General features: G+C 74.4%; 24 protein-coding genes and 2 riboswitches. Of the genes, 3 read left to right on the top strand and 21 right to left on the bottom strand.

Features of this window, described 5'->3' with window-relative positions; all coding sequences use genetic code 11:
* Positions 1-375 precede the first annotated feature (375 nt).
* The 4 genes from ATJ97_RS02385 to tatA are packed head-to-tail and all read right to left on the bottom strand — an operon-like array spanning position 376 to position 5,410.
* Positions 376-3,234 (bottom strand): DEAD/DEAH box helicase, encoded by a 2,859-nt coding sequence (locus ATJ97_RS02385; protein ID WP_098482370.1) that lies wholly within the window; start codon positions 3,232-3,234, stop codon positions 376-378.
* Entirely contained in the window at positions 3,231-4,247 is a 1,017-nt protein-coding gene (locus tag ATJ97_RS02380) for a diacylglycerol/lipid kinase family protein (RefSeq protein ID WP_098482369.1), read from the bottom strand. The genes ATJ97_RS02385 and ATJ97_RS02380 overlap by 4 nt, the downstream gene beginning before the upstream one ends.
* Before the next feature lie 2 nt (positions 4,248-4,249).
* Positions 4,250-5,029 (bottom strand): twin-arginine translocase subunit TatC, encoded by a 780-nt coding sequence (gene tatC, locus ATJ97_RS02375; RefSeq protein WP_342746851.1) that lies wholly within the window; start codon positions 5,027-5,029, stop codon positions 4,250-4,252.
* Positions 5,030-5,032: 3 nt separating this feature from the next.
* Positions 5,033-5,410 carry a Sec-independent protein translocase subunit TatA gene (gene tatA / locus ATJ97_RS02370; RefSeq protein ID WP_098485163.1) on the bottom strand — a complete coding sequence of 126 codons (378 nt, stop codon included), beginning with the start codon at positions 5,408-5,410 and terminating at the stop codon, positions 5,033-5,035.
* Positions 5,411-5,597: 187 nt separating this feature from the next.
* On the opposite strand from tatA, the gene ATJ97_RS02365 reads away from it, so the two are divergent.
* The gene (locus ATJ97_RS02365) at positions 5,598-6,581 is read left to right on the top strand and encodes a glycerophosphodiester phosphodiesterase family protein (RefSeq protein WP_170037061.1); all 984 of its coding nucleotides are present in this window, start codon (positions 5,598-5,600) and stop codon (positions 6,579-6,581) included.
* An 86-nt stretch (positions 6,582-6,667) separates the two neighbouring features.
* On the opposite strand, the gene ATJ97_RS02360 is transcribed toward ATJ97_RS02365, so the two are convergent.
* From ATJ97_RS02360 to ribD, 7 genes are all read right to left on the bottom strand, one after another.
* Entirely contained in the window at positions 6,668-7,027 is a 360-nt protein-coding gene (locus ATJ97_RS02360) for a hypothetical protein (protein ID WP_098482366.1), read from the bottom strand.
* A gap of 24 nt (positions 7,028-7,051) precedes the next feature.
* Positions 7,052-8,026: a helix-turn-helix transcriptional regulator gene (locus tag ATJ97_RS02355; protein WP_098482365.1), complete on the bottom strand. Its 975-nt coding sequence runs from the start codon at positions 8,024-8,026 to the stop codon at positions 7,052-7,054.
* A complete protein-coding gene (locus ATJ97_RS02350) occupies positions 8,019-9,068 on the bottom strand; it encodes a helix-turn-helix transcriptional regulator (protein WP_245862024.1) in 1,050 nt (349 codons plus the stop codon). Before ATJ97_RS02350 ends, ATJ97_RS02355 begins: the two co-directional genes overlap by 8 nt.
* A 140-nt stretch (positions 9,069-9,208) precedes the next feature.
* Positions 9,209-9,712 carry a 6,7-dimethyl-8-ribityllumazine synthase gene (ribH, locus tag ATJ97_RS02345; RefSeq protein WP_098482364.1) on the bottom strand — a complete coding sequence of 168 codons (504 nt, stop codon included), beginning with the start codon at positions 9,710-9,712 and terminating at the stop codon, positions 9,209-9,211.
* A complete protein-coding gene (gene ribB / locus ATJ97_RS02340) occupies positions 9,709-11,001 on the bottom strand; it encodes a 3,4-dihydroxy-2-butanone-4-phosphate synthase (protein ID WP_245862020.1) in 1,293 nt (430 codons plus the stop codon). Before ribB ends, ribH begins: the two co-directional genes overlap by 4 nt.
* Positions 10,998-11,591 (bottom strand): riboflavin synthase, encoded by a 594-nt coding sequence (locus ATJ97_RS02335; RefSeq protein WP_098482363.1) that lies wholly within the window; start codon positions 11,589-11,591, stop codon positions 10,998-11,000. Before ATJ97_RS02335 ends, ribB begins: the two co-directional genes overlap by 4 nt.
* A complete protein-coding gene (gene ribD / locus ATJ97_RS02330; RefSeq protein WP_245862017.1) occupies positions 11,591-12,751 on the bottom strand; it encodes a bifunctional diaminohydroxyphosphoribosylaminopyrimidine deaminase/5-amino-6-(5-phosphoribosylamino)uracil reductase RibD in 1,161 nt (386 codons plus the stop codon). The genes ATJ97_RS02335 and ribD overlap by 1 nt, the downstream gene beginning before the upstream one ends.
* An 84-nt stretch (positions 12,752-12,835) precedes the next feature.
* A riboswitch (FMN riboswitch) is annotated at positions 12,836-12,970 on the bottom strand.
* A 133-nt stretch (positions 12,971-13,103) separates the two neighbouring features.
* Between ribD and ATJ97_RS02325 the strand changes: the two genes are divergently transcribed.
* Entirely contained in the window at positions 13,104-14,252 is a 1,149-nt protein-coding gene (locus tag ATJ97_RS02325; protein ID WP_245862013.1) for a DUF3866 family protein, read from the top strand.
* Between the two features lie 147 nt (positions 14,253-14,399).
* On the opposite strand, the gene ATJ97_RS02320 is transcribed toward ATJ97_RS02325, so the two are convergent.
* From ATJ97_RS02320 to fmt, 9 genes are all read right to left on the bottom strand, one after another.
* Complete coding sequence (locus ATJ97_RS02320; protein WP_170037055.1) at positions 14,400-14,864, bottom strand: PH domain-containing protein; 465 nt, start codon at positions 14,862-14,864, stop codon at positions 14,400-14,402.
* Positions 14,865-14,868: 4 nt separating this feature from the next.
* The gene (hisG, locus tag ATJ97_RS02315) at positions 14,869-15,711 is read right to left on the bottom strand and encodes an ATP phosphoribosyltransferase (protein ID WP_098482362.1); all 843 of its coding nucleotides are present in this window, start codon (positions 15,709-15,711) and stop codon (positions 14,869-14,871) included.
* Between the two features lie 54 nt (positions 15,712-15,765).
* Entirely contained in the window at positions 15,766-16,029 is a 264-nt protein-coding gene (locus ATJ97_RS02310; protein WP_098485157.1) for a phosphoribosyl-ATP diphosphatase, read from the bottom strand.
* Positions 16,030-16,039: 10 nt separating this feature from the next.
* Entirely contained in the window at positions 16,040-17,080 is a 1,041-nt protein-coding gene (locus ATJ97_RS02305; RefSeq protein ID WP_211287019.1) for an ABC transporter substrate-binding protein, read from the bottom strand.
* A gap of 95 nt (positions 17,081-17,175) precedes the next feature.
* Positions 17,176-18,081 carry an ABC transporter permease gene (locus ATJ97_RS20525; protein WP_281254910.1) on the bottom strand — a complete coding sequence of 302 codons (906 nt, stop codon included), beginning with the start codon at positions 18,079-18,081 and terminating at the stop codon, positions 17,176-17,178.
* A 91-nt stretch (positions 18,082-18,172) separates the two neighbouring features.
* Positions 18,173-18,298: riboswitch (FMN riboswitch) on the bottom strand.
* Between the two features lie 270 nt (positions 18,299-18,568).
* The gene (gene putP / locus ATJ97_RS02295) at positions 18,569-20,092 is read right to left on the bottom strand and encodes a sodium/proline symporter PutP (RefSeq protein ID WP_098482360.1); all 1,524 of its coding nucleotides are present in this window, start codon (positions 20,090-20,092) and stop codon (positions 18,569-18,571) included.
* A gap of 220 nt (positions 20,093-20,312) precedes the next feature.
* Positions 20,313-20,978, bottom strand: a complete 666-nt coding sequence (gene rpe, locus ATJ97_RS02290) for a ribulose-phosphate 3-epimerase (protein WP_098482359.1) — start codon at positions 20,976-20,978, stop codon at positions 20,313-20,315.
* Positions 20,979-21,040: 62 nt separating this feature from the next.
* Complete coding sequence (locus tag ATJ97_RS02285) at positions 21,041-22,624, bottom strand: RsmB/NOP family class I SAM-dependent RNA methyltransferase (RefSeq protein WP_281254982.1); 1,584 nt, start codon at positions 22,622-22,624, stop codon at positions 21,041-21,043.
* Positions 22,625-22,746: 122 nt separating this feature from the next.
* Positions 22,747-23,691: a methionyl-tRNA formyltransferase gene (gene fmt / locus ATJ97_RS02280; RefSeq protein WP_098482357.1), complete on the bottom strand. Its 945-nt coding sequence runs from the start codon at positions 23,689-23,691 to the stop codon at positions 22,747-22,749.
* Positions 23,692-24,024: 333 nt separating this feature from the next.
* On the opposite strand from fmt, the gene ATJ97_RS02275 reads away from it, so the two are divergent.
* A complete protein-coding gene (locus ATJ97_RS02275) occupies positions 24,025-25,944 on the top strand; it encodes an HNH endonuclease (protein ID WP_098482356.1) in 1,920 nt (639 codons plus the stop codon).
* Here the strand turns inward: ATJ97_RS02275 and ATJ97_RS02270 are convergent.
* On the bottom strand, positions 25,920-26,594 hold the full coding sequence (locus ATJ97_RS02270) for an HAD family hydrolase (protein WP_098482355.1): 675 nt from the start codon (positions 26,592-26,594) through the stop codon (positions 25,920-25,922). The two genes, ATJ97_RS02275 and ATJ97_RS02270, sit on opposite strands and share 25 nt — an antisense overlap.
* Positions 26,595-26,614 lie beyond the last annotated feature (20 nt).

The raw sequence follows: 26,614 nt of genomic DNA, 5'->3' as shown, positions 1-26,614 counted from the left end.
CGTCGACCGCCCCCGGGCAGCGACAGACCCGCGTGCCCCTCGGTCCGGCTGGCACCCGTGAGGGCGCCGAGCCGTTTTCTAACGAGCACGCGGGCCTGGTCACTGTTGATCCCGCGGGCCGGACCGGACACAGCGAAGTGCCGCTGCGCGGTGCCTCCCGGCGGGGGAACAGGGGACGAACCTAGCGTCCCCGGGGCCCTCGGCACAAGCGCCCCGACGGCCCAGGTCACCGGTGAACCTGCAGGTCAGAACGGGTTGCCGGAAACGGCTTCCCTAAAAACTAACGGCGTGTCGGACCGCGTGTCGTGGCCGGTGAGGCAGAAGTGTGCACAGCCTCACGCGTTGGCGGCGTCCCGGCCGGTCGGTGCCGGCAGGTCACACGCTCGACCACGCGACCACGCCGCGGCGCACGAGGCCCATGGCCTCGTGCGCGCGGACGGCGAGGCGCCCGCTCGGGGCGGCGACGGACAGCTGGTCCAGCACGTCGAGGACCTGCTTGCACCAGCGCACGAAGTCGCCCGCCCCCAGCTCGGCGGCGTCGAGAGCCGCCGTCAGGTGGGAACCCGACGCCCACAGGTGCACCGCCGTCACCAGCCCGAGGTCGACGCCCTCCGTGACGGGCACGCCGTGGAGACGCTCGAGCTCGGCGAGGTCGTTGCCCAGGCTCACCGTGGCGGTCAGTGCCTGCCCCAGCACCCCGTGCCGGCCGCCGGGCAGCGTGCCGGGCCCGCGCGCCTCGGGGCTGCGGGCCTGGTAGACGACGGTCGAGACGACCGCCGCCAGCTCGGCGGCGGAGAGCTGGTCCCAGGCGCCCGAGCGCAGGCACTCGGCGAGCAGCAGGTCCTTCTCCGCGTACAGGCGCGCGAGCCACCGGCCCGCCTCGGTCACCTCGGTGGAGCCGTCGCGCCCCTCGAGGTAGCCCAGGTGCGCCAGCACGGCGCAGACCTTGTCGAAGTCCTTGGCGATGGACCCGGTGCGTTTCTCGATGCGGGACAGGAGCTCCTCGTGCTCGGCCTTCGCCCGTTCCCAGCGGTTCGCCCAGCGCGCGTGGTCCTCCCGCTCCGCGCAGCCGTGGCACGGGTGCGCCCGCAGCCGGCGGCGCAGCTCGGTCAGCTCGGCGTCCGGGTCCGCGGGCGCCGGACGTCCCCCGGCCCGCGGGTCCGCCAGGTCGATGCGGCCCTCGGTGAGGGCGTTGCGCAGCGAGGAGGCGAGGTCGCGGCGCTGCGCGGGGTTGCGCGGGTTGAAGTTTCGCGGGACCCGGACGGCGCCGACGCGCTGCACCCCGTGCGGGAGGTCCTGCGCCGTGAGCGTGCGCAGCTGCCGCTCGTCGGTCAGGACGTGCAGCTGCGGCCCGTCGAAGCCGGCGTCACGCGTCTCCAGCACGACCGCGTGGGCCGTGCGCCGCCCGCGCGGGTACGCGACGACCTCCCCGCGCCGCAGGCCGGTCAGCGAGCCCCGCACCGCCCGGCGCCGGTCGACCGACCGCTCCCGGGAGACGTCCGCCTCGCGCTGCTTGATCTGGCGGCGCAGGTCCGCGTACTCGGTGAAGTCGCCGAGGTGGCACTGCATCGCCTCGGCGTAGCCGGCGACCGCCTCGGCGTGCTTGCGTGCCTGGCGGGCGAGCCCCACCACGCCGCGGTCGGCCTGGAACTGGGCGAAGGAGGTCTCGAGCACCTCCCGCGCCTGCGACTGGCTCATGGTGGTGAGGAGGTTGACGGCCATGTTGTAGGTCGGGTGGAACGCCGAGCGCAGCGGGTACGTGCGCCGCGAGGCGAGGCCGGCCACGCCCACCGGGTCGATCTCGTCCGAGTAGAGGACGACGGCGTGACCCTCGACGTCGATGCCGCGCCGGCCGGCTCTTCCGGTGAGCTGGGTGTACTCCCCCGGGGTGAGCTGGACGTGGGCGCTGCCGTTCCACTTCACCAGCGACTCGAGCACCACGGACCGCGCGGGCATGTTGATGCCGAGCGCCAGGGTCTCGGTGGCGTAGACGACCTTGACGAGGCCGGCCGTGAAGAGGCGCTCGACCGTCTCCTTGAACACGGGGAGCAGGCCGGCGTGGTGGGCCGCGACACCGCGCTCGAGGGCCACCGCCCACGCGTCGTACCCGAGGACGGCGAGGTCCTCGGGCGGGATGCCCGCACCGGCGTCCTCCACGACGTCCCGGATCACGGCCGCCTCGGCCGCCGTCGTCAGCCGGATCCCCGAGGCGACGACCTGGTGGACCGCCGCCTCGCACCCGGCGCGGGAGAAGACGAACACGATGGCGGGGAGCAGGCCCTCGCGGTCGAGGCGTTCGACGACGACGGGGCGCGGCGCCGGCCGTACCCGCGCCGGGAAACGCGTGTCGCCGCCACGGCCCGCCTGGTGCCGGGAGCTGCCGCCGTGCCCGCCGCGGCCCCCGCCGCGCCGGCCGGAGCCCCGACCCGTCCCGGCGTGACCGCGCCCGCGACCGGGTGCCTCGCGCGCCGAGCCGGTGCGGTGGGCGCGGCGGATGGCCTCGAGCAGGTCCGGGTTCAGGGGCGGGTCCGCGCGGACGTCGGTCGGGTCGACGTGGGCGGAGTAGAGGTCGAGCAGGCGCTTGTCGACCATCATGTGCTGCCACAGCGGCACCGGCCGGCGCTCGGTGACGACCACCTGGGTGTTGCCGCGCACCATCGTCAGCCACTCGCCGAACTCCTCGGCGTTGGAGACGGTGGCGGAGAGGGAGACCACCTGGACGCTCTGGTCGAGGTGGATGATGACCTCCTCCCAGACCGGTCCGCGGAACCGGTCGGCGAGGTAGTGCACCTCGTCCATGACGACGAACCCGAGCCCGTCGAGGGTGTCCGAGCCGGCGTACAGCATGTTCCGCAGCACCTCGGTGGTCATGACCACCACGGGCGCGGAGCCGTTGATGGAGGTGTCGCCGGTGAGCAGGCCCACGTTCTCCTTGCCGTGCACCGCGGCCAGGTCGACGTACTTCTGGTTGCTCAGCGCCTTGATGGGCGTGGTGTAGAACGCCTTGCGTCCGGTCGCCAGGCCCAGGTGGACGGCGAACTCTCCCACGACGGTCTTGCCCGCGCCGGTGGGAGCGGCGACGAGGACCCCGTGGCCGGACTCGAGCGCCTCGCAGGCGCGGACCTGGAAGTCGTCGAGCTCGAACCCGAGCCGACGGCGGAACGCGCCCAGCCGGCTGCGTTCGGCCTGCTGGCGACGTCGGGACGCGGCGTAGCGCTCGGCCGGGGAACTCATGCCCCGAGACTACGTGTCAGCACCCCCACCGCACGCGGGTGGAGGTCGCACTGGAGCGGCAGCGCGTCCAGGCGCTCGCCGTCGGCGAAGGCGACGGGCGGGGCCGCGCCCCGGGACAGGAGCGGCTCGATCAGCACGGAGCGCACCCGCCGCACCTGCACGGCCGGGTGGGAGACGTGCGTGCCGCGGTAGAGGCGCGGGAAGATCCGGAGCAGCTGGCCCCGCCGCAGACCGTCGGCGATGACGACCTCGAGGAACCCGTCGTCCGGCTCGGCGTCCGGTGCGATGAGGAGGCCGCCGCCGAAGCTGCGGGTGTTCGCGACGGCGACCAGCGTGCCGTCCCCCTCCCAGACCTCCCCGTCCATCGTCACGCGGTACCCGAAAGGCCGGAACCCCCCGAGCTCGGCGAGGAGGGCGCGCACGTACCGTCCACCGTCGGCGGGCCAGGTCATCCGGTTCGCACGGTCGTTGACGGCGGCGTCGATGCCGCAGGAGAAGACCGCCATGAACCAGTGCTCGGTCGGTCCGCCCGGCCGGGACACGGCGACCGCGTCGACCATCCGGACACCCGCGGCGGCGGGGCCGTCGCTCGTGGCGGACCGCTCCGCCGTCGTCACGCCGGCCAGCGCGGCGAGACCGTCGCGGACCAGGGCGAGCGAGGCGTCGACGTCGTGGACGGGCAGGCCGAGGTCGCGGGCGACGTCGTTCCCCGTCCCGACGGCCACGATGCCGAGCGGCACGCCCGTCCCGGCCACGACGTTGGCGCCCAGGTGAACCATGCCGTCGCCGCCGACGACGACGAGCGCGTCGAGCCCCTGCGCGAGCCCCGCACGGGCGCGGGAGGTGGCGGCGGCGAGGTCGGGTCCGGACAGGTCGACGGCGTCGAGGCCCGCGGCGGCGAGGCCGGCGGTGACCCGCTCCCGGACCTTCGCCCCCCGGCCGCGGCCCGAGGTGGGGTTCAGGACGAGCCCCACGCGCCCCGTGGCCGTGCGGTGGGCCGCGGCGGCCTCCACCCTCAGATCCCGAGCGCCGCGTCGTGGGCGGCGCGGCGCTTGTCGGCGCGGCGGTCGTGGAGGAAGCACACGCCCACCGCGAGGAAGAAGAGCAGGCTGATCGCGCCACCCATGATGATCATCGACCACGCGTCGGGCAGCGGGTTCGCGATCGCGGTGAAGACGAACGCCAGCAGCACCGCCCACCGCCACGCCTTGAGGTACGTCCGGGCGCGCACCACGCCGAGGAAGTTCAGGCCGACCATGGCCAGCGGCAGCAGGAACGCCACCCCGAAGACCAGGATCACGCGCATGAAGAACGCGAAGTAGGTACGCGCGTCGAGCAGGTTGAGCGCCTGCTCGGGCGTGAACGAGGTGAGGATCTGCACGGCGTGGGGCAGCACCCACCAGGCCAGCGCCCCGCCCCCCACGAAGAGGACCGCGCCGGCGAGGATGAAGGACAGCGAGTACACCCGCTCCGTGCGCGTCAGCCCCGGGGTGACGAACATCCACAGCTGGCCGATCCACCACGGGCTCGTCAGGAACAGGCCGAGGAAGAGCGCCACCTGGATGCGCAGGTCGAACGCCTGCCCGACCGTGGTGAAGTTGAGGTTCCCGATCGCCTCGAGCGGGGCCACCATCGACGCGAACAGCGGCGGGTAGAGGAACCAGCCGCCCACCGCCCCCACGAGGATGCCCGCCGCGGCGAGCATGAGCCGCTTGCGCAGCTCGCGGAGGTGGTCCCCGAGGGGCATGCGCCCCTCAGGGTTCTTCTTTCGCGAGTGCGCGCCGACCGCGCTCACCCGTCAGGGCTGCTGGTGCGGAGGCTGCGGCGCGGACTGGTCCCCGGCCGGCGGCTGCGGCGCGGTCTGGCCCGCGGCCGGCGGCTGCGGCACGGGCTGCCCCCCGGCCGGTGGCTGCCCCTGCGGAGCCGTCGGGTTCTGCGCACCCGGGTACTGCGGCCTGGTGCCCTGCGGGGGCTGCCCGCCGGTCGCCGTGTAGGAGGAGGTGTCCACGTCGTTGTCGTCGGTGTCGTCCCGCAGCTCCTTGACCTCCTTCTTGAAGACCTTGAGCGACTTGCCGATGTTCGACGCGATGTCCGGGAGCTTGGACGCACCGAAGATCAGGATGATCACCAGGAGCAGGATGATGATGTGCGATGGCTGCAAGCCGTTGCGGAACATCGGGCACCTTCGTTCGTGGGAAGCACTTGCGACGAGGATAACGCCCGAGACTGGTGGCCCCGGCCGTTCACCTCGCCGTGGCCGACGGTGCGCGCGCCGTTCACGCGGGGACGACCGCCCGTTCACTCCCGCCGGACACCGTAGGACCCTGGACCCGACCGGACGACGACGCAAGGACGGACCGACGATGGACGCACCACAGACATCGGCCCGGGCCGGGACGCCCGGCCCGGTCCCTGGCCCGGGCACGCCCGGGCCCTGGCGCGAGGGGGTTGTCGACCTCGGCGGGCACCGCGGGGCACGCGGCCTCGTGGTCGAGAACACGGTGCCCAGCTTCCTGCGGGCCGTGGCGCTCGGCGCCGGCACGCTGGAGCTCGACGTGCAGCTGACCGCCGACGGCGCCCTCGTTGTCTGGCACGACCCGGTGGTCGGGGCGGACAGGGCCGTCGACATCGGCCCCGCCGTGCCGTCGGACCCCGCGTTCCCCTACGCCGGGACAGCGGTGGTGGACCTGGCGTTCGGGCAGCTCGCGTGCCTCGACGTCGGCCGGCGCACGCTCCCGAGGTTCCCGGGCCAGCAGGCCCGGCCCGGGACGCGCGTCCCCCTCCTGGCCGAGGTGCTGCACGCCGTGCGCGAGGTCGACCCGGACGTGTGGTTCCTCGTCGAGGTCAAGTGCGACCCGACCCGGCCGGAGCTGAGCAGCGCGCCGGCGGACCTGGTCGCCGCCGTCGCCGAGGTGGTGGAGGCGGCCGGGGCGGGCGACCGGGTGCTGCTGGAGTCCTTCGACTGGCGGGTGCTGGAGCATGCACGGCGAACGGCCCCGCACCTGCCGCTCGTGGCGCTCGCCGACGACCGGACCTTCTCCCCCGGCAGCCCGTGGACGGGCACGGTGCGCTTCGAGGACCACGACGGCGATCTCGTCTCTGCGGCGCTCGCGCTCGGCGCTGTCGCCGTTGCTCCCGCGTACGCGGCGCCCTCCGGGGCGACGTCGGCGGACCCGGGCTTCCGGCTCGTGACCGACGGCGCGTTCGTGGAACGCGCCCACGCAGCGGGGCTCGCCGTCGTGCCGTGGACCGTCAACGCCGAGGAGGACCTGGCCCTGGTGATCGCGGCCGGCGTGGACTGCCTGATCACCGACTACCCGGACCGGGCCGCCCGGCTGCTGCGGTAGCACTACCGGAGCTGGCGGGCGGCCATCCGTCGGCCGGGATCGGGGACGGGCCGTCCCGCCGCTGCGGCTGCGGGTCCGCCGCCCCCTCAGTTCCCGCGGTCGCGGACGACCGAGGGGGCCGGGGTGGTGTCGAGGAGCCCGTACCGGCGCCACCGGGCCGCGGAGCGGTCGAGCCGCCCCTGCCGCTGGACGGAGCGGGCGACCTTGACGCGCTCCCGCGTGGTGCGGGCGCGCTCCAGGCTCAGCGGGTCTCCCGCGACACCCGGGACGTGCACGGGCCGGACAGGACCGACGTCCTCCCCCGCGCCGTCGAGCCGGGCCGCGGCGTCGGAGAGAGCGCGCCCCTCACGGCCGAGCGCCTTGACCTGACGCCACAGGCGCAGCGCGAGCAGGACGGCGGCGCCGAGCGCCGCGAGGACGAGCACGATCCAGATGAGCCACCACACGCGCCCCAGGATAGGGGGCACCGGTCAGGCGAGGTGACCGTACTCCTCGAGCGCGCGCCGGGCCCGGGCTGCCACGTCCCGGGCGAGGTCCGGCGGGGACACCGCGAGGACGGCGTCGCCGAGGGAGAGGAGCAGGTTGCTCACCCACGCCGGGTCGCCGGCGCGGAGCGTGACGCGGAGGTTCCCGTCGGGCAGGTCGGTGACCTCCTCGACGGGGGTGTGCTCGGCCACCCACCGGGCCGCGGAGGTCAGGTGGAGCGTGACGAGGCGGCCGTCGCCCTCCCAGGGCCTGTCGTCCTGGGCGACGAGGTCGGGGTGCGGGTCGGCCGGGGCGTCGAGCAGCTCCACCGCGAGGATGCGGTCGAGGCGGAAGGTCCGGGCGCCCCGGGCGCGGTGGCACCAGGCCCGCAGCGACCAGGTCACCCCGTCGGAGCGGACCTCGACCGGGTCGACGTCGCGCTCGGTGACGACGTCGGCGGCCGAGACGTACCGCAGGTGCAGCTGCCGCCCGCGCGCGATCGCCTCACGGACGGTCCGCACGGTGCCGCCCGGTGCGTCGGTGCGCACGTCCACCTGGACGGACGCGGCCTGCTCGGCCGCGCGACCGGTGGCGGCGGCGAGCTTCTCGACGGCGGAGTCGAGCGCGCCCGGCTCGGTCTCGAGGCCGGGGTGGGTCTCGACGACCTCCTTGAGCGAGCGCAGCGCCAGCAGGAGCGAGATCGCCTCGGAGCTGGACAGGCGCAGCGGGCGGTCCATGCCGCGCGCCTCGGTGAGCGTGAGCCGCCCGTGGTCGAGGGCGTCGGCGGAGAAGTCGATGAGGTCGTCGGGGAAGTAGCCCGGGGTGCCGGTCACCCACAGAAGGTTCACGTCGGCGAGGACCTGCGCCTCGGTGGTGCCGAAGTGTGCGGCCACCTCCGCGACGGGGGCGCCGCGGTGCTCACCCAGGTAGGCCACCAGGGCGAGCAGGCGGGTCACGCGCTCGGCGGTCGTCTCAGCCACGGGGGACCTCCTGCACGTGGTCCGCGTGGTCAGCGTGGTCGACCTGGTCAGCGTGATCCGCGTCCAGGCGGGCGACGGCGCGCAGCCGGCGGAGCACGGCCTCGCGCAGGTCCTGCGGCTCGAGCACGAGTGCCGCCTCGGCGTAGGCCGCCAGCTCCTCGGCGAGCAGCTCGGCGTCGGAGTAGGGCAGCTCGACGACGTCCCGGTCGGCGAGCGGGCCCGCGCTCGCGGCCGCGTCTTCACCGGGGACGGGGCGACCCCGTGCCCGCAGGGCGGCCGCCCGGCCGGGCAGCAGCGCCACCCGGGCGGTGCCGGCCCGCGGCCGTGCCCGCGAGACGAGCCCGCTCACGTCCACGCTCTCGGGCGCCTCGAACGCGCCCGGGGCGCCGGTCGCACGGACCCGGCCCTGGATGCGGGAGAGCCGGAAGGCGCGGGGCGCGTCACGGTCGACGTCGTGGCCGACGAGGTACCAGCCGCGGTCCCGGCTGAGCAGGCGCCACGGCTGCACGGTGCGCCGGGCCACCTGGCCGGTGCTGGCGGCCCGGTAGGTGAACGTGACGACGCGCCGGGCGTCGATCGCCTCGAGCAACGGCGCGAACGCCGCCTCCGGGCCGCGGACGCGCAGCGCGAGCCCGGCGTGGGCGTCCGGCTCCGGTGCGGGCCCCACCGCCCGTAGCTTGGTCACGCCCCGGCGCGCGGACGAGCGCAGCGTGGCGTCCTGCCAGAGCTCGGCGGCGAGGGAGAGCACCCCCACCTCGGCCGGGGTGAAGGAGACCTCCGGGAGCGTGTAGCCGGCGGCGTCGACCCGGTAGCCGACGTCGTCCTCGTGCACCGGGTCGTGCTCGACGACCAGCGGGACGCCCATCTCACGCAGCAGGTCCTTGTCCCTCTCGAACATCCGCTCGAAGGCGGCGTCGCTGGCGGCGTCGGCGTAGCCGTTCACCCGGGTGCGGATCTCCTGCTTGGACATCCACCGGCGGGTGTGCGTCAGCGCGATCACCAGGTCGAGCAGCCGTTCCGCCGCCTCCACACGCTGAGCCACTCCCCCACGCTACCCGGCCGGGTGCGCGTCCTCGCCCGCCACGCTGGCCGGCGGCGTCCGTATCACCCGGCCGGGGAGGCCCGGCGGCGCCACGGCGGGATCCGTGGCGCCTCCCGACCTCCCTGGCGCCGCCGAGGGCCTCAGGGTCGCGGGCCGGTGGCCACGCGGCTCGTCGCAGCTCGTAGCTCCCGCAGGGCAACTGCGGTGGCGAGAGCGGCCTCAGCGGCCTCGGCCCCCTTGTCCTCCCGCGACCCGGGAAGGCCGGCGCGGTCGAGCGCCTGGGCCTCGTCGTCGGTGGTCAGCACGCCGAACCCGACCGGCACCCCCGTCCGGACGGCGACGTCGGTCAGGCCGGCCGTGGCGGCCTGGCAGACGTAGTCGAAGTGGGGCGTCCCGCCCCGGATGACGACGCCCAGGGCGACGACCGCGTCCGCGCCGGCACGGGCCGCCTCCGCGGCCGCGACGGGCAGCTCGAAGGAGCCCGGGACCCGGATCTCCGTGCAGTCGGCACCGGCGGCGTCGAGCACCCGGCGGGCACCTGCCAGCAGTCCGTCCATCACCTCGGTGTGCCACTGCGCCGCGACGACGACGACGCGCATGCCCGTCCCCTCGACGGTCAGCTTCGGTGCTCCTGCGCCGCTCATCGCGCCGCCTCCTCGTGCTCGGGCCCGTCCGTGGCGCCCATGGCGTCCAGACCGGGCAGGTGGTGGCCCATCGCGGACCGTTTGGTGCTCAGGTACCTGTGGTTGTGCTCCGTCACGGCGGTCTCGATCCCGAGGACCTCCTCGACGTCGATGCCCCCGCGGCGCAGACCCGCGACCTTGTCGGGGTTGTTCGTCAGCAGCCGCACGCTGCGCAGGCCGAGGTCGGCCAGGATCGCCGCGGCCGCGGCGTACTCCCGGGCGTCCGCGGGCAGGCCCAGGTCGACGTTGGCCTCGAGGGTGTCGCGCCCGGCGTCCTGCAGGGCGTAGGCGCTGATCTTTCGTAGCAGGCCGATGCCGCGCCCCTCGTGCCCGCCGAGGTAGACGACGGCGCCGCCCTCCCGGCCGGTGACCCCCAGGGCCGCCCGCAGCTGCGGACCGCAGTCGCAGCGCAGCGAGCCGAGCGCGTCGCCCGTGAGGCACTCCGAGTGCACGCGCACCAGCGGCGCCTGGCCGGGCGTGGCCCGGCGCTCCGGGGCCACCAGCGCGGTGTGCTCTGCGCCGGTGGTGAGGTCCCGGTAGCCGTGCACCGTGAACGTGCCGTGCTCGGTCGGCAGCGACGCGCTGCCTGTGCGACGCACGCGCGCCGCCGCGGGGGCGGGGCCCGGGTCGTGCTCGAGTCGCCAGGCGACCAGGTCCGCGATGGTCACGAGCACCAGGCCGTCCCGGGCGGCGAGCTCCGCCGCCGCCGGCAGCCTCAGCATCGTGCCGTCGTCGTGGACCAGCTCGGCGATCGCCGCGACCTCGCCGGCGCCGGCGAGGCGGCACAGGTCCACCGCCGCCTCGGTGTGCCCGCCCCGTTCGAGCACCCCGCCGGGCACGGCGCGCAGCGGCACCACGTGACCGGGACGGACGAGGTCCGACGGGATGGTCGCGGGATCGGCGAGCGTGCGCAGCGTCCGGGCGCGGTCGGCGGCCGAGATGCCCGTCGTCACCCCGTTCGCCGCGTCGACGGTCACCGTGTAGGCGGTGCGCAGGGTGTCCTGGTTGGCCGCGACCATGAGCGGGAGCGCGAGGGCGTCCGCACGGGCGGCGGGCATCGGCGCGCAGATGTAGCCCGAGGAGTGCCGCACCGTCCAGGCGAGCCACCGCTCGGTGGCCGCCGCCGCGGGGAGGACCACGTCCACCTCGTCCTCGCGGTCACGGGCGTCCGCCACCAGCACGGGCCGTCCGGAGCGGAGCGCCGCGAGGGCCTCCTCCACGGTGTGCCGGGCGGTCGTCACGGCGGTCACCGATCCGCTCCCGTGAGCCGCTCGACGTACTTGGCGACGACGTCGACCTCGAGGTTCACCGCGGCACCCACCGCGAGGCCGCCCAGGGTGGTGGCGGCGAGCGTGGTGGGGATCAGGGCGATCCCGAAGCTGGTGCTGCTCACGTGGGTCACCGTCAGGGACACGCCCTCGACCGCCACGGACCCCTTCTCGGCCACGTACCGGGCGAGGTGGGCGGGGAGCGCGATCTCCACCTCGTCCCAGCGCGGGCCGGGCGTGCGGGCGACCACGGTCCCCACCCCGTCCACGTGGCCCTGCACGATGTGTCCGCCCAGGCGGGAGTCGGCGCGGACCGCGCGCTCGAGGTTGACCGGGGCACCCGCGGCGAGCGCGCCGAGGGTGGTGCGGGCCAGCGACTCGGGCATCACGTCGGCGGTGAAGCCGCCGGGGTCGTGGTCCGTGACGGTCAGGCACACGCCGGCGACGGCGACGGAATCGCCGACGGCGAGGTCCTCCGTCACGGTGGTCGCGGCCAGATGGAGGCGGGCGGCGCCGTCGACGTCCTCGCGGCCGCGCACGGTGCCCACCTCCTCGACGAGTCCGGTGAACATCAGCTCTCTCCTTCTTCCAGCGGGTGGACGGGGTCGTCCGGGTTGTCCCGGTCGTTCGGGTGATCTCGGTCGTCCGGGTGGGTCTGCGGTCGGGCGGCGAGGAACAGGTCCTCCCCCAGCCGCAGGGTCGAGACGGTCCGCCAGCGCAGCGCGTCGGCGATGGTGCGGACCCCCAGGTCCCCGACGGCGCCCGCGCCGGTGCCCAGCAGCACGGGGGCGACGTACGCGTGGAGCTCGTCGACGAGGCCGGCGCCCAAGGCGGCGGTGAGCAGGGTGGGGCCGCCCTCGAGGAGGGCGTGGCGGACGCCGCGACGGTGGAGCTCCTCCAGCACCGCCCCGAGGTCCCGGGTGGCCAGGTGGACCCACTCGCCCGCGCCGTGCCGCACCCGGGCGTCCTGCGGCACTGGGCGCTCCCCCACGACGACGCGCAGCGGCTGGGGTGCCGCAGCCGGACGGCCGGCGCCGGTGTGCGGGCCGCCGGGGCGCGCCGTGAGCGCGGGGTCGTCGGCCAGCACGGTGCCCGTCCCGACGAGGATGGCGTCGACGTCGGCGCGCAGGGCGTGGGCGTGCTCGCGCGACTCGGCCGAGGTGATCCACCGGCTGGTGCCGTCGGCGGCGGCGACGCGCCCGTCCAGCGTGGTCGCCGTCTTCGCCACCAGCCAGGGACGGCTTCGGCGCACCGCCGTCCTCCACGTGTGCGTCAACGCCTCGGCGCGGGCGACGACCGCCGGGTCGACGCCGGCCGCGCGGGCGGTCAGCACCTCGACGCCCTGGTCACGCAGCCACGAGGACCCGCCGGTCGCGCGGGTGTCGGGGTCCGGCGTCGCGGTCACGACCCGGGCGATGCCGGCGGCGTGGAGTGCGCGGGAGCACGGGGGTGTGCGGCCGGTGTGGTGGCACGGCTCAAGGGTGACGACGGCGGTCCCGCCGACGAGCTTCCCGCGCCGGGCCGGGTCCACGCGGGAGAGCGCGTCGGCCTCGGCGTGGGCGGTGCCCGCCCCGCGGTGGTACCCCTCGGCGAGCACCTCGCCGCGGGCACCGAGCAGGACGCAACCCACCCGCGGGTTCCCGCCGGCCTGGGGGCCGCGCGCGGCGAGATCGGTCGCACGGTCCAGTGCGGCGGACTCCGTCGCGGCCCGGGTCGTCGTGATCGTCGACACTGCTCCTCCTGCCTGTCGGCACGGGCGGCCGGGCGTGGAGGTGCGACGAAAGAGTGGCGCCGGACGGACAGGTCCGTCACGGCGCCACGTGCTGCCTCCCATCCGGACTTTCACCGTCGGTCCTGGAGTTCCACCAGGTCAACCGGTACCGATGCTGCTGGTACCGGGTCGCGGACTGTCACCGCCGGCTCGGAATTTCACCGACCCCGGAGCACGTGCTTGCTCTGCCGGCGATCCTGTCACACCCCCCTCCCAGGTTGTCCAACCGGCCCGCGCCGCGCGCGGACCGGCCGGGGTGACGCAACGGTGGCCGCCGGGGTGCGGCGACGGGGCGGCCGGTACCGTGGCCGCCGTGATGATCTGGCGCGACGGTGTGGTGCGGGGCGTGCGTGCCTCCTGGGACGGCGTGGCCGAGCTCGACGTCGAGGTCGTGGGGGGCCCGGGCGACGAGCGGGCTCCCCTGGCGGCCGGGGCCACCGTCCGGGCGCTGGCGTACGTCCACCTCGTGGGCGAGCCCGTCGTCGGGGACCGCGTCACCCTCTCCGCCGCCGCGCTGGCCCGGGGGCTCGGCACCGGCGGCTACGCGATGGTCGTGGCCCTGCCCGACCGGTTGCCCGCCGACCCCCCGCCCGGGCCGGGGCACCTGGTCAAGGCCCGTTACACCCCTCTGCAGACGATGGTGCTCGGGGTCGACGAGCAGGAGTCCGAGCACCACGAGACCCTCCGCGACGCCGACGACCTCGGCGGCATGCCCGTCGTCGTCGCCGACCTCCACTCCGCCGTGCCCGCGGTCGTTGCCGGGCTGCGGACGGTCGACCCGGACCTGAGCGTCGCGTACGTGATGACCGACGGCGGGGCCCTGCCCGCCTGGTTCTCCCGCTCTCTCGCGGGGCTGCGGGAGGCCGGCTGGCAGGCGGGGTCGGTGACAGTCGGGCAGGCCTTCGGCGGCGACCTGGAGGCCGTCACGCTGCACACCGGGCTGCTCGCCGCGCGGCTGGTGCTCGGCGCCGACGTCGCCGTCGTCGTGCAGGGCCCGGGGAACCTCGGCACCGGTACGCGCTGGGGCTTCTCCGGCACCGCCTGCGGGGAGGCGGTCAACGCCGCCGCCGTCCTGCGCGGCGCACCCGTGGCGTCGTTGCGGGTCTCCGGCGCCGACCCGCGCGAGCGGCACCTCGGGGTGTCGCACCACTCGCTCACGGCGTACGGCCGCGTGGCGCTCGCGCCGGCGGACGTCGTGGTGCCGCGCTTCGACGCCGGCACCGAGCTCGAGCGGTCCCTGCCGCCCGGCCTGGGCGAGCGGGTGCGGGAGCAGGCGGCCGGGCTCGCCGCGCCGTCGGGGATCCACCGGCTCGTGGAGGTCTCCACGTCCGGCCTCGCCGAGGCACTCGAAGGCTCCCCGGTGCGGCTGTCCACCATGGGGCGCGGGCTGGCGCAGGATCCCGCCGCGTTCCTCGCGGCCGCCGTCGCAGGCGTCCACGCGGGCCGGCTCGCCCGGGGCTGAGGCTGCCGCGGGGCTGAGGCCTCCCGCAGGGACGCCTCCGGCGTCGGCGCGCCCGGCGTCGGCGCGCCCGGCGTCGGCGCGCCCGGCGTCGGGCGCGTCCCGCGTCGAGCGGGCGCAGCTGGCCCGGAGCCAGGATGTGTCCCGCCCTCAGCGGTCCGGAGGCCCTGCGCGCTCCTCGTGGAGGGCGACCAGGGTGGCGAGGCGACGCGCCTCGGAACGTCCGTGCTCGCCGTCGGCCCGCTGGATCGCCATGACGGCGATCGTCCCGCCGTCGGAGAGGTCGAGCTGGACCCAGGGTGCGCCGTCGCCGAAGCTGACCGAGAGGATCTCGGCCCACTCCAGCTCACGGGTGTGGATGATGTTGCGGACCACCATCCCGCGCTCGCTCGGGACGGCCGCGACCGAGCCCTGGCGGTACAGGAACCAGCAGATGCCCAGGGCCAGCACGGCGGTGCCGGCCTGGTCGGCGGGACCGAAGACGACGCCCTCCATCCGCGGCAGCGACACGATGATCACGAGCGCCCCCGCCACGGTGAGCAGGCCCAGGACCAGCGTCACCACGCGCGCCGACCGTGGCCGGAAGGGCGCGTGGAGGTCCTGGTAGCTGCTCACGACGTCAGATGCGGCAGGCGTGGATGGACGTGACGAGGATGGCGCGGGCGCCCACGTCGTAGAGCTCGTCCATGACCCGGTTCGTGGCGTCCCGGCGGACCATCGACCGCACGGCCACCCACTCGCCGTTGTGCAGCGGCGAGACCGTGGGCGACTCCAGGCCGGGCGTGATCGCCACCGCGGCCTCGACGTGCTCCACCGGCACGTCGTAGTCCATCAGGACGTACTGGCGGGCCACGAGGACACCCTGGAGACGGCGGTCGAGCACCGTGAGACCGTTGCTCGCCTCCCGCCCCGCCGGGTGGATGAGCACGGCCTCGGACTGCAGGATCGGCTCGCCGAAGGCCTCCAACCCGGCCGCGCGCAGGGTCGAGCCGGTCTCGACGACGTCGGCCACGACGTCCGCGATCCCGAGCTGGACAGCGGACTCCACGGCGCCGTCCAGGTGGACGACGGTCGCGTCGATGCCGTGCTCGGCGAGGTAGTTGCCCACGAGCACGTCGTAGCTCGTCGCCACGCGCCTGCCGGCCACCTGCTCGAGCGAGGTGACCTCCCCGGGCGGGCCGGCGAAGCGGAACGTGGAGCGGGCGAAGCCGAGGGCGCGGTGCTCGACGGCGTCGACCCCGGAGTCCAGCAGCAGGTCCCGGCCCGTGATGCCCACGTCCACCGTGCCGGACCCGACGTAGACCGCGATGTCACGCGGTCGCAGGAAGAAGAACTCCACGTCGTTCGCGGGGTCCGGGAGGACGAGCTCGCGCCCTCGGCGCTCGCGGTAGCCCGCCTCCGCGAGCATCGCGGTGGCGGGTTCGGACAGCGAGCCCTTGTTGGGCACGGCGATACGCAGCACGGCTGGCTCCTGTGGTGCGGTCGGGGTCGGACGGGTGAGGGTGGTGCGTGGCGGTCAGAGGTGCCGGTAGACGTCCTCGAGCGTGAGCCCCCGCGCGATCATCATCACCTGCAGGTGGTACAGGAGCTGGGAGATCTCCTCGGCCGCGGCGGCGTCGCTCTCGTGCTCGGCGGCCATCCAGACCTCGGCGGCCTCCTCGACGATCTTCTTGCCGATCGAGTGGATCCCCGCGTCGAGCTCCGCGACGGTCCCCGACCCCTCGGGTCGGGTGGCGGCCTTGTGCTGCAGCTCGGCGAAGAGCTCCTCGAACGACTTCACGCGCCCCACCCTAGTTGGTCGCACCCGGCAGGAACTTCGCGGTCCAGGCGTCGGTGGGGTCGACGGCGGACGCGAGCAGACCGTTGTCCCCCATGAGCTTGACCATCGCCTCCCAGGTCGCCGCGTCCTGGGCGCCGATCTGGTCCCCCTCCCCGTAGAGCGGGACGGTGGCCTCGAGCGTGGCGAGCGCCTCGTCCTGCTGCTCCTTCCGGTTCAGGTCCGGGACGTACTCGGCGGAGAGGTTCACGGCCTCCTGCGGGTCGGCGACGACGTCGCGCACCCCGCGCAGCGTGGCCTCGACGACGGCCGCGACGTCCTCGGGACGCTCGTCCGCCGTCGCGTCGAGGACCCCCAGACCGATGCCGACCAGCGGGACGTCCCCCTCGGTGACCGGGATGGTGCGGACCTCCTGGCCCGCTTGCGCGAAGCGCACGGCGTCGTTGTTGACGAAGCCCATCACCGCGTCGACGTGACCGGCCGTCAGCGCGGCCTGCTGGGTGAAGCCGATGTGCTCGACCGTGACGTCGCTCTCGCTCAGGCCGGCGCCGTGGAGCAGGGCGACCAGCCCGAAGTACGTCTCGCCGAACGGGCCGGGGATGCCGACCTTGTGGCCCTTCAGGTCGGCGGCGGTGCGGATCGGGGAGTCCGCGGGGACGATGAGGGCGACCGGGTAGTCCTGGTAGAGCGTCGCCACGTCGAGCAGCGGGACGTCCTGGGAGCGGGCCTGCAGCATCTCGTCACCGCCCGCGACCACGACGTCCTCCTGCCCGCCGCTCACGGCGGTGAAGAGACCCTCGCTGGCGCCGTGGTGGCGCAGGCTCACGTCGAGGCCGGCGTCCTCGTAGTAGCCCTTCTCGGCTGCGACGTAGAACGGGGCGAACTGGATGTCGGGGGTGTAGGTGAGCCCGATCGTCATCTCGGTGCCGGCGGCGGGGGCGGTGCCGGTGGCCGAGGTCGCGGTGCTGTCCGTCCCTCCGGGCTGCCCGGCGCAGGCGGCCAGGGCGAGGACGGTGGGGACGAGGGCGGCGACGGCGAGGCGGCGGCGTGACACGTGGGCTCCAGACATGGTCGAGTGGTTTCGGTCGAGGTTGGTGCGTTTGCAGGAGGGCCAGGCAGCGCAGTGGTGCGCCGCCGGGCGGTGGAGGGTCAGTGCTCGAGGTGCCTCTCCAGCGCCCCGAGCAGGCCGTAGACCGACATGGCGAGGCCGCACAGGACCACGAGGGCGGCGAAGATGCCGACCGTGTCGGCGGAGTCGCCCCGGGCGGAGACGAGCATCCCCAGGCCCTGGCCGCCCATGACGAACTCTCCGACCACGGCGCCGGTGACCGAGAGCGTGAACCCGTTGCGCAGGCCTGTCAGCAGGGCGGGCAGTGCCAGCGGCAGCTCGATGTGCCGGAGCAGGTGCCACTCCCCCGCGCCGTCGAGCCGTGCGGCGTCGACGACGTCGTGGTCGATGGTGCGCAGGCCGAGGACGGTCGCCAGGACGATCGGGAAGAAGACCGTGAGCGCGCAGAGCACGACGATGGGCAGCAGGCCGTAGCCCAGCCAGAGCATGAGGAGCGGCGCGAGCGCGACCGCCGGCACCGCCTGGGAGGCGGCGACGTACGGCTCGACGGCGGCCGCCGCGCGGGGGCTGCGGAAGATGAGGTAGCCCAGGGGCAGGGCGACGGCGGAGCCCAGCAGGCAGCCGAGCGCCGCCTCGAGGAGCGTGGGGCCGACGTAGCCGAGGAGGCCGCCGGCGGACAGGTCCTCCGCCAGGCGCACCGCCACCGCCGACGGCGGCGGCAGGAAGAAGGACGGGACCGCGCCGCTGCGCGACAGGGTCTCCAGGACGGCGAGGGCGAGGATCCCGAGCAGAAGGGGCGCGACGAGGCGGCGCCGGGCGGGGCGCGGCCTGGGCGTCGGGCGAGGTGCCGTCGCGGCGGAGTCGGTCAGGAGCGGGGCCGCGGACGCCGACGAGGCCGCCGACGCCGAGGCGGACGGGGCCGCCGACGCGGACTGCGCCGCCGGCGCGGGCGTCACCGCCACTCGGCGGATCTCCTGCGTGCTCACTTCTCGTCCCTCCGGTCCGGGCACGTGGACCGGGGACGGCGGGTACGGCTGAGAACCGTCGCCCGCGTCGGCACGCACCGAGGGTGCGCGCCGCGTGCTTCCTCCCATCCGGACTTTAACCGTCGGTCCTGGAGTTCCACCAGGTCAACCGGCACCGAGGTGCCGGCTCGCGGACTGTCACCGCCGGTTCGGACTCTCACCGACCCCGGAGCACGTGCTTGCTACACCGGGGATCATACCGTGACCGGAGCGTTCCGTGCCTCGTGCGGTGCCCTGCCCCCGCCGACGGCGCCCACGAAGCCGCAGGTCCGTGCTGCCGGGCCCACGCGCCGCGGTGCCCGAGGACGTGGCTGGCGGCTACGGACGGGCTCCTCGTGCTCGTCATGCTCGAGGTCGTAATAGAGGTTGTGAGAGAGACGTTCTCGCAGGAGACGGCTACGGCACGGCCCCCGGCAGGGGGCCGTGCCGTAGCCGGGCGAGGGACTGCTCAGATGCGGCCGCGGGCCCCGGCGGGCTCGTCGACCGAGGTGTCGCCGTCGAGCAGGCGCATCGTCTCGTCGAACTCGGCGGTCACCTCGCCGTGGTGGCGGTGCGTGGCCAGGCTCACGCCGACCGCGAGAACCAGGTTGAGAAGGAAACCGGGGACGATCTCGTACAGGTCGAAGATGCCGCCCTCGACGTTCCCCCAGATGCCCACCATCACCGCACCGGCGATCATGCCCGTGAGGGCGCCGGCGGTGCTGAGCCGCCGCCAGTAGAGGGCGAGCAGGATGGTCGGGCCGAAGGCGGCGCCGAAGCCGGCCCACGCGAAGGCGACGAGGCCGAGGATGGTGTCGTTCTGCGTCCACGCCATGGCGGCCGCGACGACGGAGATGAGCAGGACCGCGAGACGGCTGAGCATGACCTGCTGGCGCCCGGTGGTCTCACGCTTGAATCCGATGGTGAACAGGTCCTCCACCAGCGCCGAGGCGGTGACGAGCAGCTGCGACGACACCGTGCTCATGATCGCCGCGAGGACGGCCGCAAGCACGAACCCGGCGATCAGCGGGTGGAACAGAAGCTGCCCGAGGACGAGGAAGACGGTCTCGGGGTCCTTCAGCGTGAGCCCGGGGTTCTGCTGGAAGTAGGCGAAGCCGACCAGGGCGGTGGCGATGGCGCCGCCGACCGAGAGGATCATCCAACCCATGCCGATGCGGCGGCTGGCGCGGGCCTCGTCCACGGTCCGCAGGGCCATGAACCGGACGATGATGTGCGGCTGGCCGAAGTAGCCCAGCCCCCACGCGAGCGCGGAGATCACTGCCATGGCGCCGATCCCGCCGCCGACCATGCTGAGATGCTGCGGGTCCGCCTCGCGGACGGTCGAGAGGACCTCGCCGGGGCCGCCGGCCGCGAAGAGTCCCATGATCGGCACGGCGAGCAGGGCGAGGAACATCATCAGGCCCTGCACGAAGTCGGTGTAGCTCGCGGCGAGGAACCCGCCGCCGAGGGTGTAGAGCACGGTCACGCCGGCGACGAGGAGCATGCCGGTGCGGTAGTCCAGCCCGAAGGAGCTGGCGAAGAAGACGCCGCCCGAGACCATGCCGGCGGAGACGTAGAACGTGAAGAAGACCAGGATGATGGCGCCGGCCGCGATGCGGATCGTCCGCGTGGTGTCGCGCAGCCGGCTCTCGAGGAAGCTCGGGATCGTGATGGAGTCGGCCGAGACCTGGGTGTAGACGCGCAGGCGGGGCGCCACGAGCTTCCAGTTCGCCCAGGCCCCAATCGTGAGGCCGACGGCGATCCAGCCCTCGACCAGCCCGGCGGCGTAGATTGCGCCGGGAAGGCCCATGAGCAGCCAGCCGGACATGTCCGAGGCGCCGGCGCTCAGCGCCGCCACTGCTGGTGGCAGTCCCCTCCCGCCCAGCATGTAGTCGTCCAGACTGTTGTTCTTGCGGAAGAAGTACCAGCCGATCGCCAGCATGCCGGCGAAGTAGACGACCAGTGCGGCGATATGGAACGCCTGGTCACTCATGAAGATGGATCCGTCCTGTCAGGAAGTGTGGCGCGGGTGACCATACACGGGGTGCTCATCGACAGGTGTCTCGGATATCACAAGGTGAGAGGCAGCACTGTGCCGGCCGCGGGGCGCTCCTGCACGCCGACGCGGTCGTGACCTCGGGTCGGTGGCGTTGGCCTCGGGCCGGTGGCGGTGGTCGCGCCCGGTGGCGGTGGTCGCGGCCCTTAGCGCCGGCTCAGTGGTGGTGCGCGGCCGTCGCGAGGTCGCGGAGCGCCTGTACCTCGGCCGCGGCATCCTCGGCCTTGTAGACGGCGGAGCCGGCGACGAAGACGTTCGCCCCGGCGTCGGCCGCGCGCTCGATCGTCGAGCGGGACACTCCGCCGTCGACCTGGACCCACACGTCCAGACCGGCGTCCTGGATCGCCTTGCGCGTGCGAGTGATCTTCGGCAGCGTGCCGTCGATGAACGACTGGCCGCCGAACCCCGGCTCGACCGTCATCACGAGGATCATGTCGAACTCAGGGAGAAGGTCGAGGTAGGGCTCGATCGCGGTGGCGGGGCGGAGCGCGAGCCCGGCCCGGGCTCCCTGGGCGCGCAGCTCGCGCGCGAGCTTGACCGGTGCCGTGGCGGCCTCGGCGTGGAACGTCACGGATGCGCAGCCGGCCTCTGCGTAGGCGGGCGCCCACCGGTCGGGGTCCTCGATCATCAGGTGCGCGTCCACCGGGACGGGGCTCACCCGCAGGATCCCCTCGACGATCGGCAGGCCGAGCGTGAGGTTGGGGACGAAGTGGTTGTCCATGACGTCCACGTGGGCGTAGTCCGCCCCCGCGATCTTCGCCAGTTCCCCGCGCATGTCGGAGAAGTCGGAGTTGAGGATGCTCGGGGAGATGACGATGCTCACGTCCCCAACCCTAACCAGCGACGGGCACCCGGACCGTCCGGCGTGTCGACCTCACGACGGAGTCAGGCGGTCCGGCGCAGGAGTGCCAGGAACATCGCGTCCGTGCCGTGCGCGTGCGGCCAGAGCTGGACCAACGGGCCGTCGCCCAGACCGGGGGGCTCCGTGACTGCCACGTCCCGCACCACGGCGGCCGCGTCGAGGAGTTCGACGTCCTTGCGGCGCCGCAGCGCATCCTCGACGACCACCCGGGTCTCCGCCACGTGCGGGGAGCAGGTGACGTAAGCGACCACCCCGCCGATCCGTGTCGCCTGCAGGGCCGACGCGAGCAGGTCCCGCTGGAGGGAACCGAGCGCCGCCAGGTCGGCCGGCGTGCGGCGCCACCGCGCCTCCGGGCGACGACGCAGCGCCCCCAGTCCCGTGCAGGGCGCGTCGACGAGGACGCGGTCGAAGCGGCCGGGCAGCTCCTCCCCCGTGCGGCGCCCGTCCCCGACCTTCACCTCGACGGTCCCGGACGGCAGGGCCGAGACGGAGCCGCGCACGAGACCGGCCCGGTGGGGTGCCACCTCGTTGGCCAGCAGCGTGGCCCCGCGCTGATGGGCGAGCGCCCCCAGGAGCGCGGCCTTGCCGCCCGGACCCGCGCACAGGTCGAGCCACCTCTCGTCGTGGGGATGGCCCGGATCGGCATCGTCGCGGGCGGGTGCCAGCGGCGCGGCGGCCAGCGCCAGGGCGACGAGCTGCGAGCCCTCGTCCTGCACGCCCGCGGCGGCGCGCCGGACGGGCGCCAGGCGGGACGGGTCCCCACCCGTGAGCTGCAGGGCGAACGGCGACCACCGACCGGGTGCAGGGACCTCACCGGTCTCCCGGGCGCACTCCTCGGCCAGACGGCCGACGTCGACGAGCCCGGGCCGGGCGACGAGCGTGACGCGCGGGGACTCGTTGTCGGCGTCGACGAGGTCGGCGAGCTCGCTCTCCGGGCGGCCGTCGGCGAGCAGGCTCTGCCGCAGGGCGCGGGTCACCCACTCGGGATGGGACCCCGTCGCGGCCAGCCGGGCGACGACGTCGTTGCCGTCCGGGTCCGCCTGATCCGCTGCACGCCGGAGCCACTCCTCGAGGTCCGTGCGTGCGACCGTGCGCAGCACCGCGTTGACCATGCCGGCCGGACCGGGGCCGACGACGGCGCGCGCGAGGTCGACCGTCTCCGACACCGCCGCGTGGCTGGGGACGCGCATGCCGAGGATCTGGTGCGCGCCGAGGCGGAGCAGGTCGAGGACCTCGGGATCGAGGGAGGACAACGGTCGGCCCTTGGTGCACATCGCGAGGACGGCGTCGTAGCGTCCTCGCATCCGGAGGGTGCCGTACGTGAGCTCGGTGACGAACCCGGCGTCGCGACCGGTGATGCCGCGCTCGCGCAGCAGCCCGGGAAGGACGAGGTTCGCGTAGGCGTCGGTCTTGGCCACCTGCCGGAGGACGTCGTAGGCGGCGAGCCGGGCGGCGTCCGGGCGTCGGCCGCGGGACTGGTCCGACCGCGCCCCTCGGGCCCTGTTGCCGGGCCGAGCGCCCCCGCCCCGCCGGGGGCTCGTGCCAAGGGACGGACCGCCCTCTCGCTGGGGACCGTCCCCTCGTCGGGACCTCTCCCCTCGCCCGATCGTCCCGCCCTGCCGGGGGCTCTCACCGCGGGACGGCGCGCCGGGCGTGCGACCGCCGGAGCGTCCCCGGAGCTGCTGGCCGCGGCGCTCCGCTGACCTTCCGTCGTCGGGGTCCGTGGCGCTCACGCTCCACCCCCGTCCGCGCCCAGGACGAAGCCGTCAGGGCGTGCGCCGCGCGCCCAGGCCTCGGCAGGCATCCAGCTCCGCCCGGCCGGTGCGACCTCACCGAGGGCGACGGCGGACGAGCCCGTCCCCACGAGAACCTCGTGCTTGCCGGCACGGACGTGGCCGGGTCGCAGGTCCTCCACCTCCGGCCGGACCGTGACCGGACCGAGCTTGAGGCGGCCGCCGTCGGGCAGGGTCGTCCACGCTCCAGGCGCGGGGGTGCAGCCACGGACGAGCCGGTCCACGGCCATGGCCGGATCGGCCCAGCGCACCGCGGCGTCGGCGACGTCGAGCTTCGGGGCGAGGCTCACGCCGTCGGCCGGCTGCGGCTCGGGACGGGCGGTGCCGGCGGCGATGGAGTCGAGGGCCGCGACGAGCAGACCGGCCCCGCTCTCGGCGAGGCGCGCGAGGAGGTCGCCGGCGGTGTCCCGCGGGCCGACGGCCTCGGTGAGCGTGCCGTAGAGGGGGCCGGTGTCCAGCCCTTCCTCGAGCTGGAACACGCTGGCGCCGGTGATCTCGTCCCCGGCGATGATCGCGCGCTGCACAGGGGCCGCTCCGCGCCAGGCAGGCAGCAGGGAGAAGTGCAGGTTGACCCAGCCGTGCCGCGGGACGTCGAGGAGGTTGGCCGGGACGAGCCCGCCGTACGCCACGACCGGCGCGACATCGAGCTCGAGCGCCGCGAGCCGTTCGGCGACACCGTCCTCGCGCAGGCTGCGCGGGGTCAGAACCTCGATGCCCTCCTGGCGGGCCAGCTCGGCGACCGGGCTCGGATGGACGGTACGGCCGCGGCCCCGGCGCGCGTCGGGCCGGGTGAGGACGGCGACGACGTCGTGCTCGGAGTCGATGAGGGCACGCAGGCTCGGCAGAGCCACCTCGGGCGTGCCGGCGAACAGGAGGCGCATGGTGACTGAGTCTAGGTCCCGGGTCGGACGGCGGCTTCGTGCGGTGGCGTGGTGACGAGGAGGCGCCCGGCGTCGAGACGCGACCCGTCCTGACGCCCGGGCTCCAGTCCCAGCTGTCGACAGCTGCTTGGGGCCGACGCGCGTGCTCGTCCCGTCGCCACTCGGCTGGCCCCCGGTCATCCACGCCTGGACGCCCGGCCTTCCGCGGCCGCCCTCCACAATCACGCCCGCTGCCGAGCCATCCACAGCGCACCGACGCTCCACCGCGGATGTCGGACCGTGCCGATACTGTCTCATACAAGCGTTCGATCAACGTCCGAGGAGGGGCTGGCCATGGCAGTCGGGACCGCTGCAGAGAGTGAGGTGACCGGGGGTCCGGTCGCGCTCCTGCGAGCGGTCCGGCACGCGGTCGGCACTCTACGCGCACAGGCGGACGCCGCCGGAGCGAGAGCCTGGCGGCACACAGAACGTGAGGACGTCATCGGCACTCTGGACGCCGTCATCCGCGATCTGACGGTCTACCGCGGGCGAGTGCTGCTGGCGCACAAGGAGGACGGCCGTTGGGGCTCGGCCCGCGACCGTGACTTCGTGGACTGGCGCGCCAGGACCACCGGCGCCGGTCGGGGTTCGGCGTCCGGCGAGATCACCGTGGCAGCAGGGCTCGACGCGATGCCCGAGGTCGCACGGGCCGTCGACGCCGGCGCGCTCGACATCGAGCACGCCAGGGCGTTGGCTCGCCTGCGCGAGGGAGCCTCCGACGAGGTGAAGAAGGCACTGGACTCCGGTGTTGCCGCCGACCTGGTGGAGCACGCCAAGAGCAAGAAGCTCAGCGCACCCGAGCTGGCCAAGGAAGCGCGTCGGCGGGCCGCAACGATCGACGCGCAGGCGGCGCAGGAGACCTTCGACGCCACCTGGCGCCGACGGTCCGTGACCTTCGGAAGGTCAGCCGGCGGAGGACGCTCCGGCAGGTGGCAGCTCGACGATGTCGGCGGCGTGCTCGTCGAGACGGCACTGGACGCGGTCGCGGGGACCGTCGCCGCGGACGACTCGCGCTCCCGGGAGCAGCGACACGCCGATGCCCTCGTCACCCTCGCGTCGAGGACGCTCCAGGTCGGTGCCGACCTCAACGGGGCCCAGGTCCGGCCGCACGTGGCGCTCGTGGTGGACGAGGAGACCTGGGCTGCCTCACGAGCCCATGGCGGGAAGGTCGACGACGCGACCGCCCGGAAGGTCGACGACGTGCAAGGGGCGGGTGCGGCCTTCGGCCTTCTGCCTGACGGCACGGCTGCGGACGTGCGTGCGGTCGAGGACTCGGCGGTATGCGGTGTCTCGGGCCGACCTGCTGGTGTGCCGAGGCTTCCCGATGTGGAGCCCGCCGAGCTGGAGGACGGAACGATCGTGCCGCTGCGCGAGCTGCTGCGCCTGCTCTGCGACTGCGAGGTCACGCGTGTCGTCATGACGGCCGAGTCAGTTCCGCTGGATGTCGGCCTGACCCAGCGGACCTACACCCGTGAGCTCCGCCGAGCCGTCACCACCCGCGACCGGACGTGCGTCTGGCCTGGTTGCACGATCCGGGCGGCCTGGTCAGAGGTTCACCACATCGTCTGGTACTCCCGTGGTGGTCCGACGTCGGTGGGGAACGCGGCTACGTTGTGCACCTACCACCACCACGTCGTCCACAACGACAACGTGAGGCTCGTCCCCCTCACCGACGGCTTCGCCTTCTACCGTGCTGACGGCTCGCTGATCGGGACACGACGTCGTCCGCCACGCGGGCCGCGCAAAGCCGCGGCGGACAAGGAAAGGCGATCACCCTCGCCGCCTCCTGGCGCCGCGGAACTTGTTGCCGCCTGGAACACGGTGGGTGCGAGCGAGGGCGCGACCAGCCCGGAGTTGCCGGACATGCGCCCCGCCGGACCACGAGCTGCTTCACCGACCGGTTCGTCGGATCCGCCGGGATCCTTGTCCCCGCCCGGCTCTTCAGCCGTGCCGGGGACGTCATCCCCGCCAGGTTCGTCAGCCGTGCCGGGGACGTCATCCCCGCCAGGCTCGTCGGCCGTGCCGGGGGCGTCCTGCCCAGCCGCGTCTTCGGCGGTCCAGAGCACGTCGCTGCCGCCAGACACCGGGACAGCCAAACTCGAGCCCCAGCAGCCACAGCGTCCGCGAGCAAGTGTCCCGGCCGGGCGGTCACACCACGAGCCGTTGTGGAACGACGGAGACCTGCCGGCTCAGTCGGCCGAGCCACCGTTCTGACGAGCCGGCGCACCGTCACCGGGCAGGAGGCCGAGCTCGACAAGGTCGGCACGCAGCTGTGCCGCGTCGGTGAAGACGAGTCCGCGGATGCCGATTGCTTCAGCGCCCGCCACGTTCGCCGGAGAGTCGTCGACGAACACCGTCGCCTCCGGCCGGAGCCCGTGACGGTCGACGAGGATCCGGAAGATCGCGGGGTCCGGCTTGACGACGCCCTCACGCCCAGACACCACCACGCCCTCCAGGCGCTCGATCACCGGTGACGACACGGCCGCATGGTGGAAGGTCTCGGCCGACCAGTTGGTCAGACCGACGAGCCGGGTCCCGGCGCTCGCGAGCTCCCCGACGATCTCGGTCGTCCCGTCGACGGGCCCGGTCAGCGTGGCGGCGAAGTTGCTGCAGTAGCGAGCGAGGGTCGCCGCGTGCTCGGGGTGGCTCGCCTCCACACGCGCGATGGCGTCGGCGTGCGGCAGACCGGCGTCCATCGCGTGGTTCACAGCCGGGAAGTCGACGGCCGCCGAGAAGGTCTCCCACTCGTCCCGGGTCATCCTGTCCGCCAGGGCGAGATAAGGCTCCCAGCCCACCAGCACCCGGCCGAGGTCGAAAACGACCGTGTCGTAGGCGACGACCGTGCCGGAGTCGGCTCGGTGCATCTCCAGGTTCGAAGGTTCAG

This window comes from Georgenia soli (genome assembly GCF_002563695.1).
In the GTDB taxonomy this organism is placed as follows: Bacteria; Actinomycetota; Actinomycetes; order Actinomycetales; family Actinomycetaceae; genus Georgenia; species Georgenia soli.
This window is presented reverse-complemented; position numbering and strand designations above follow the sequence as displayed.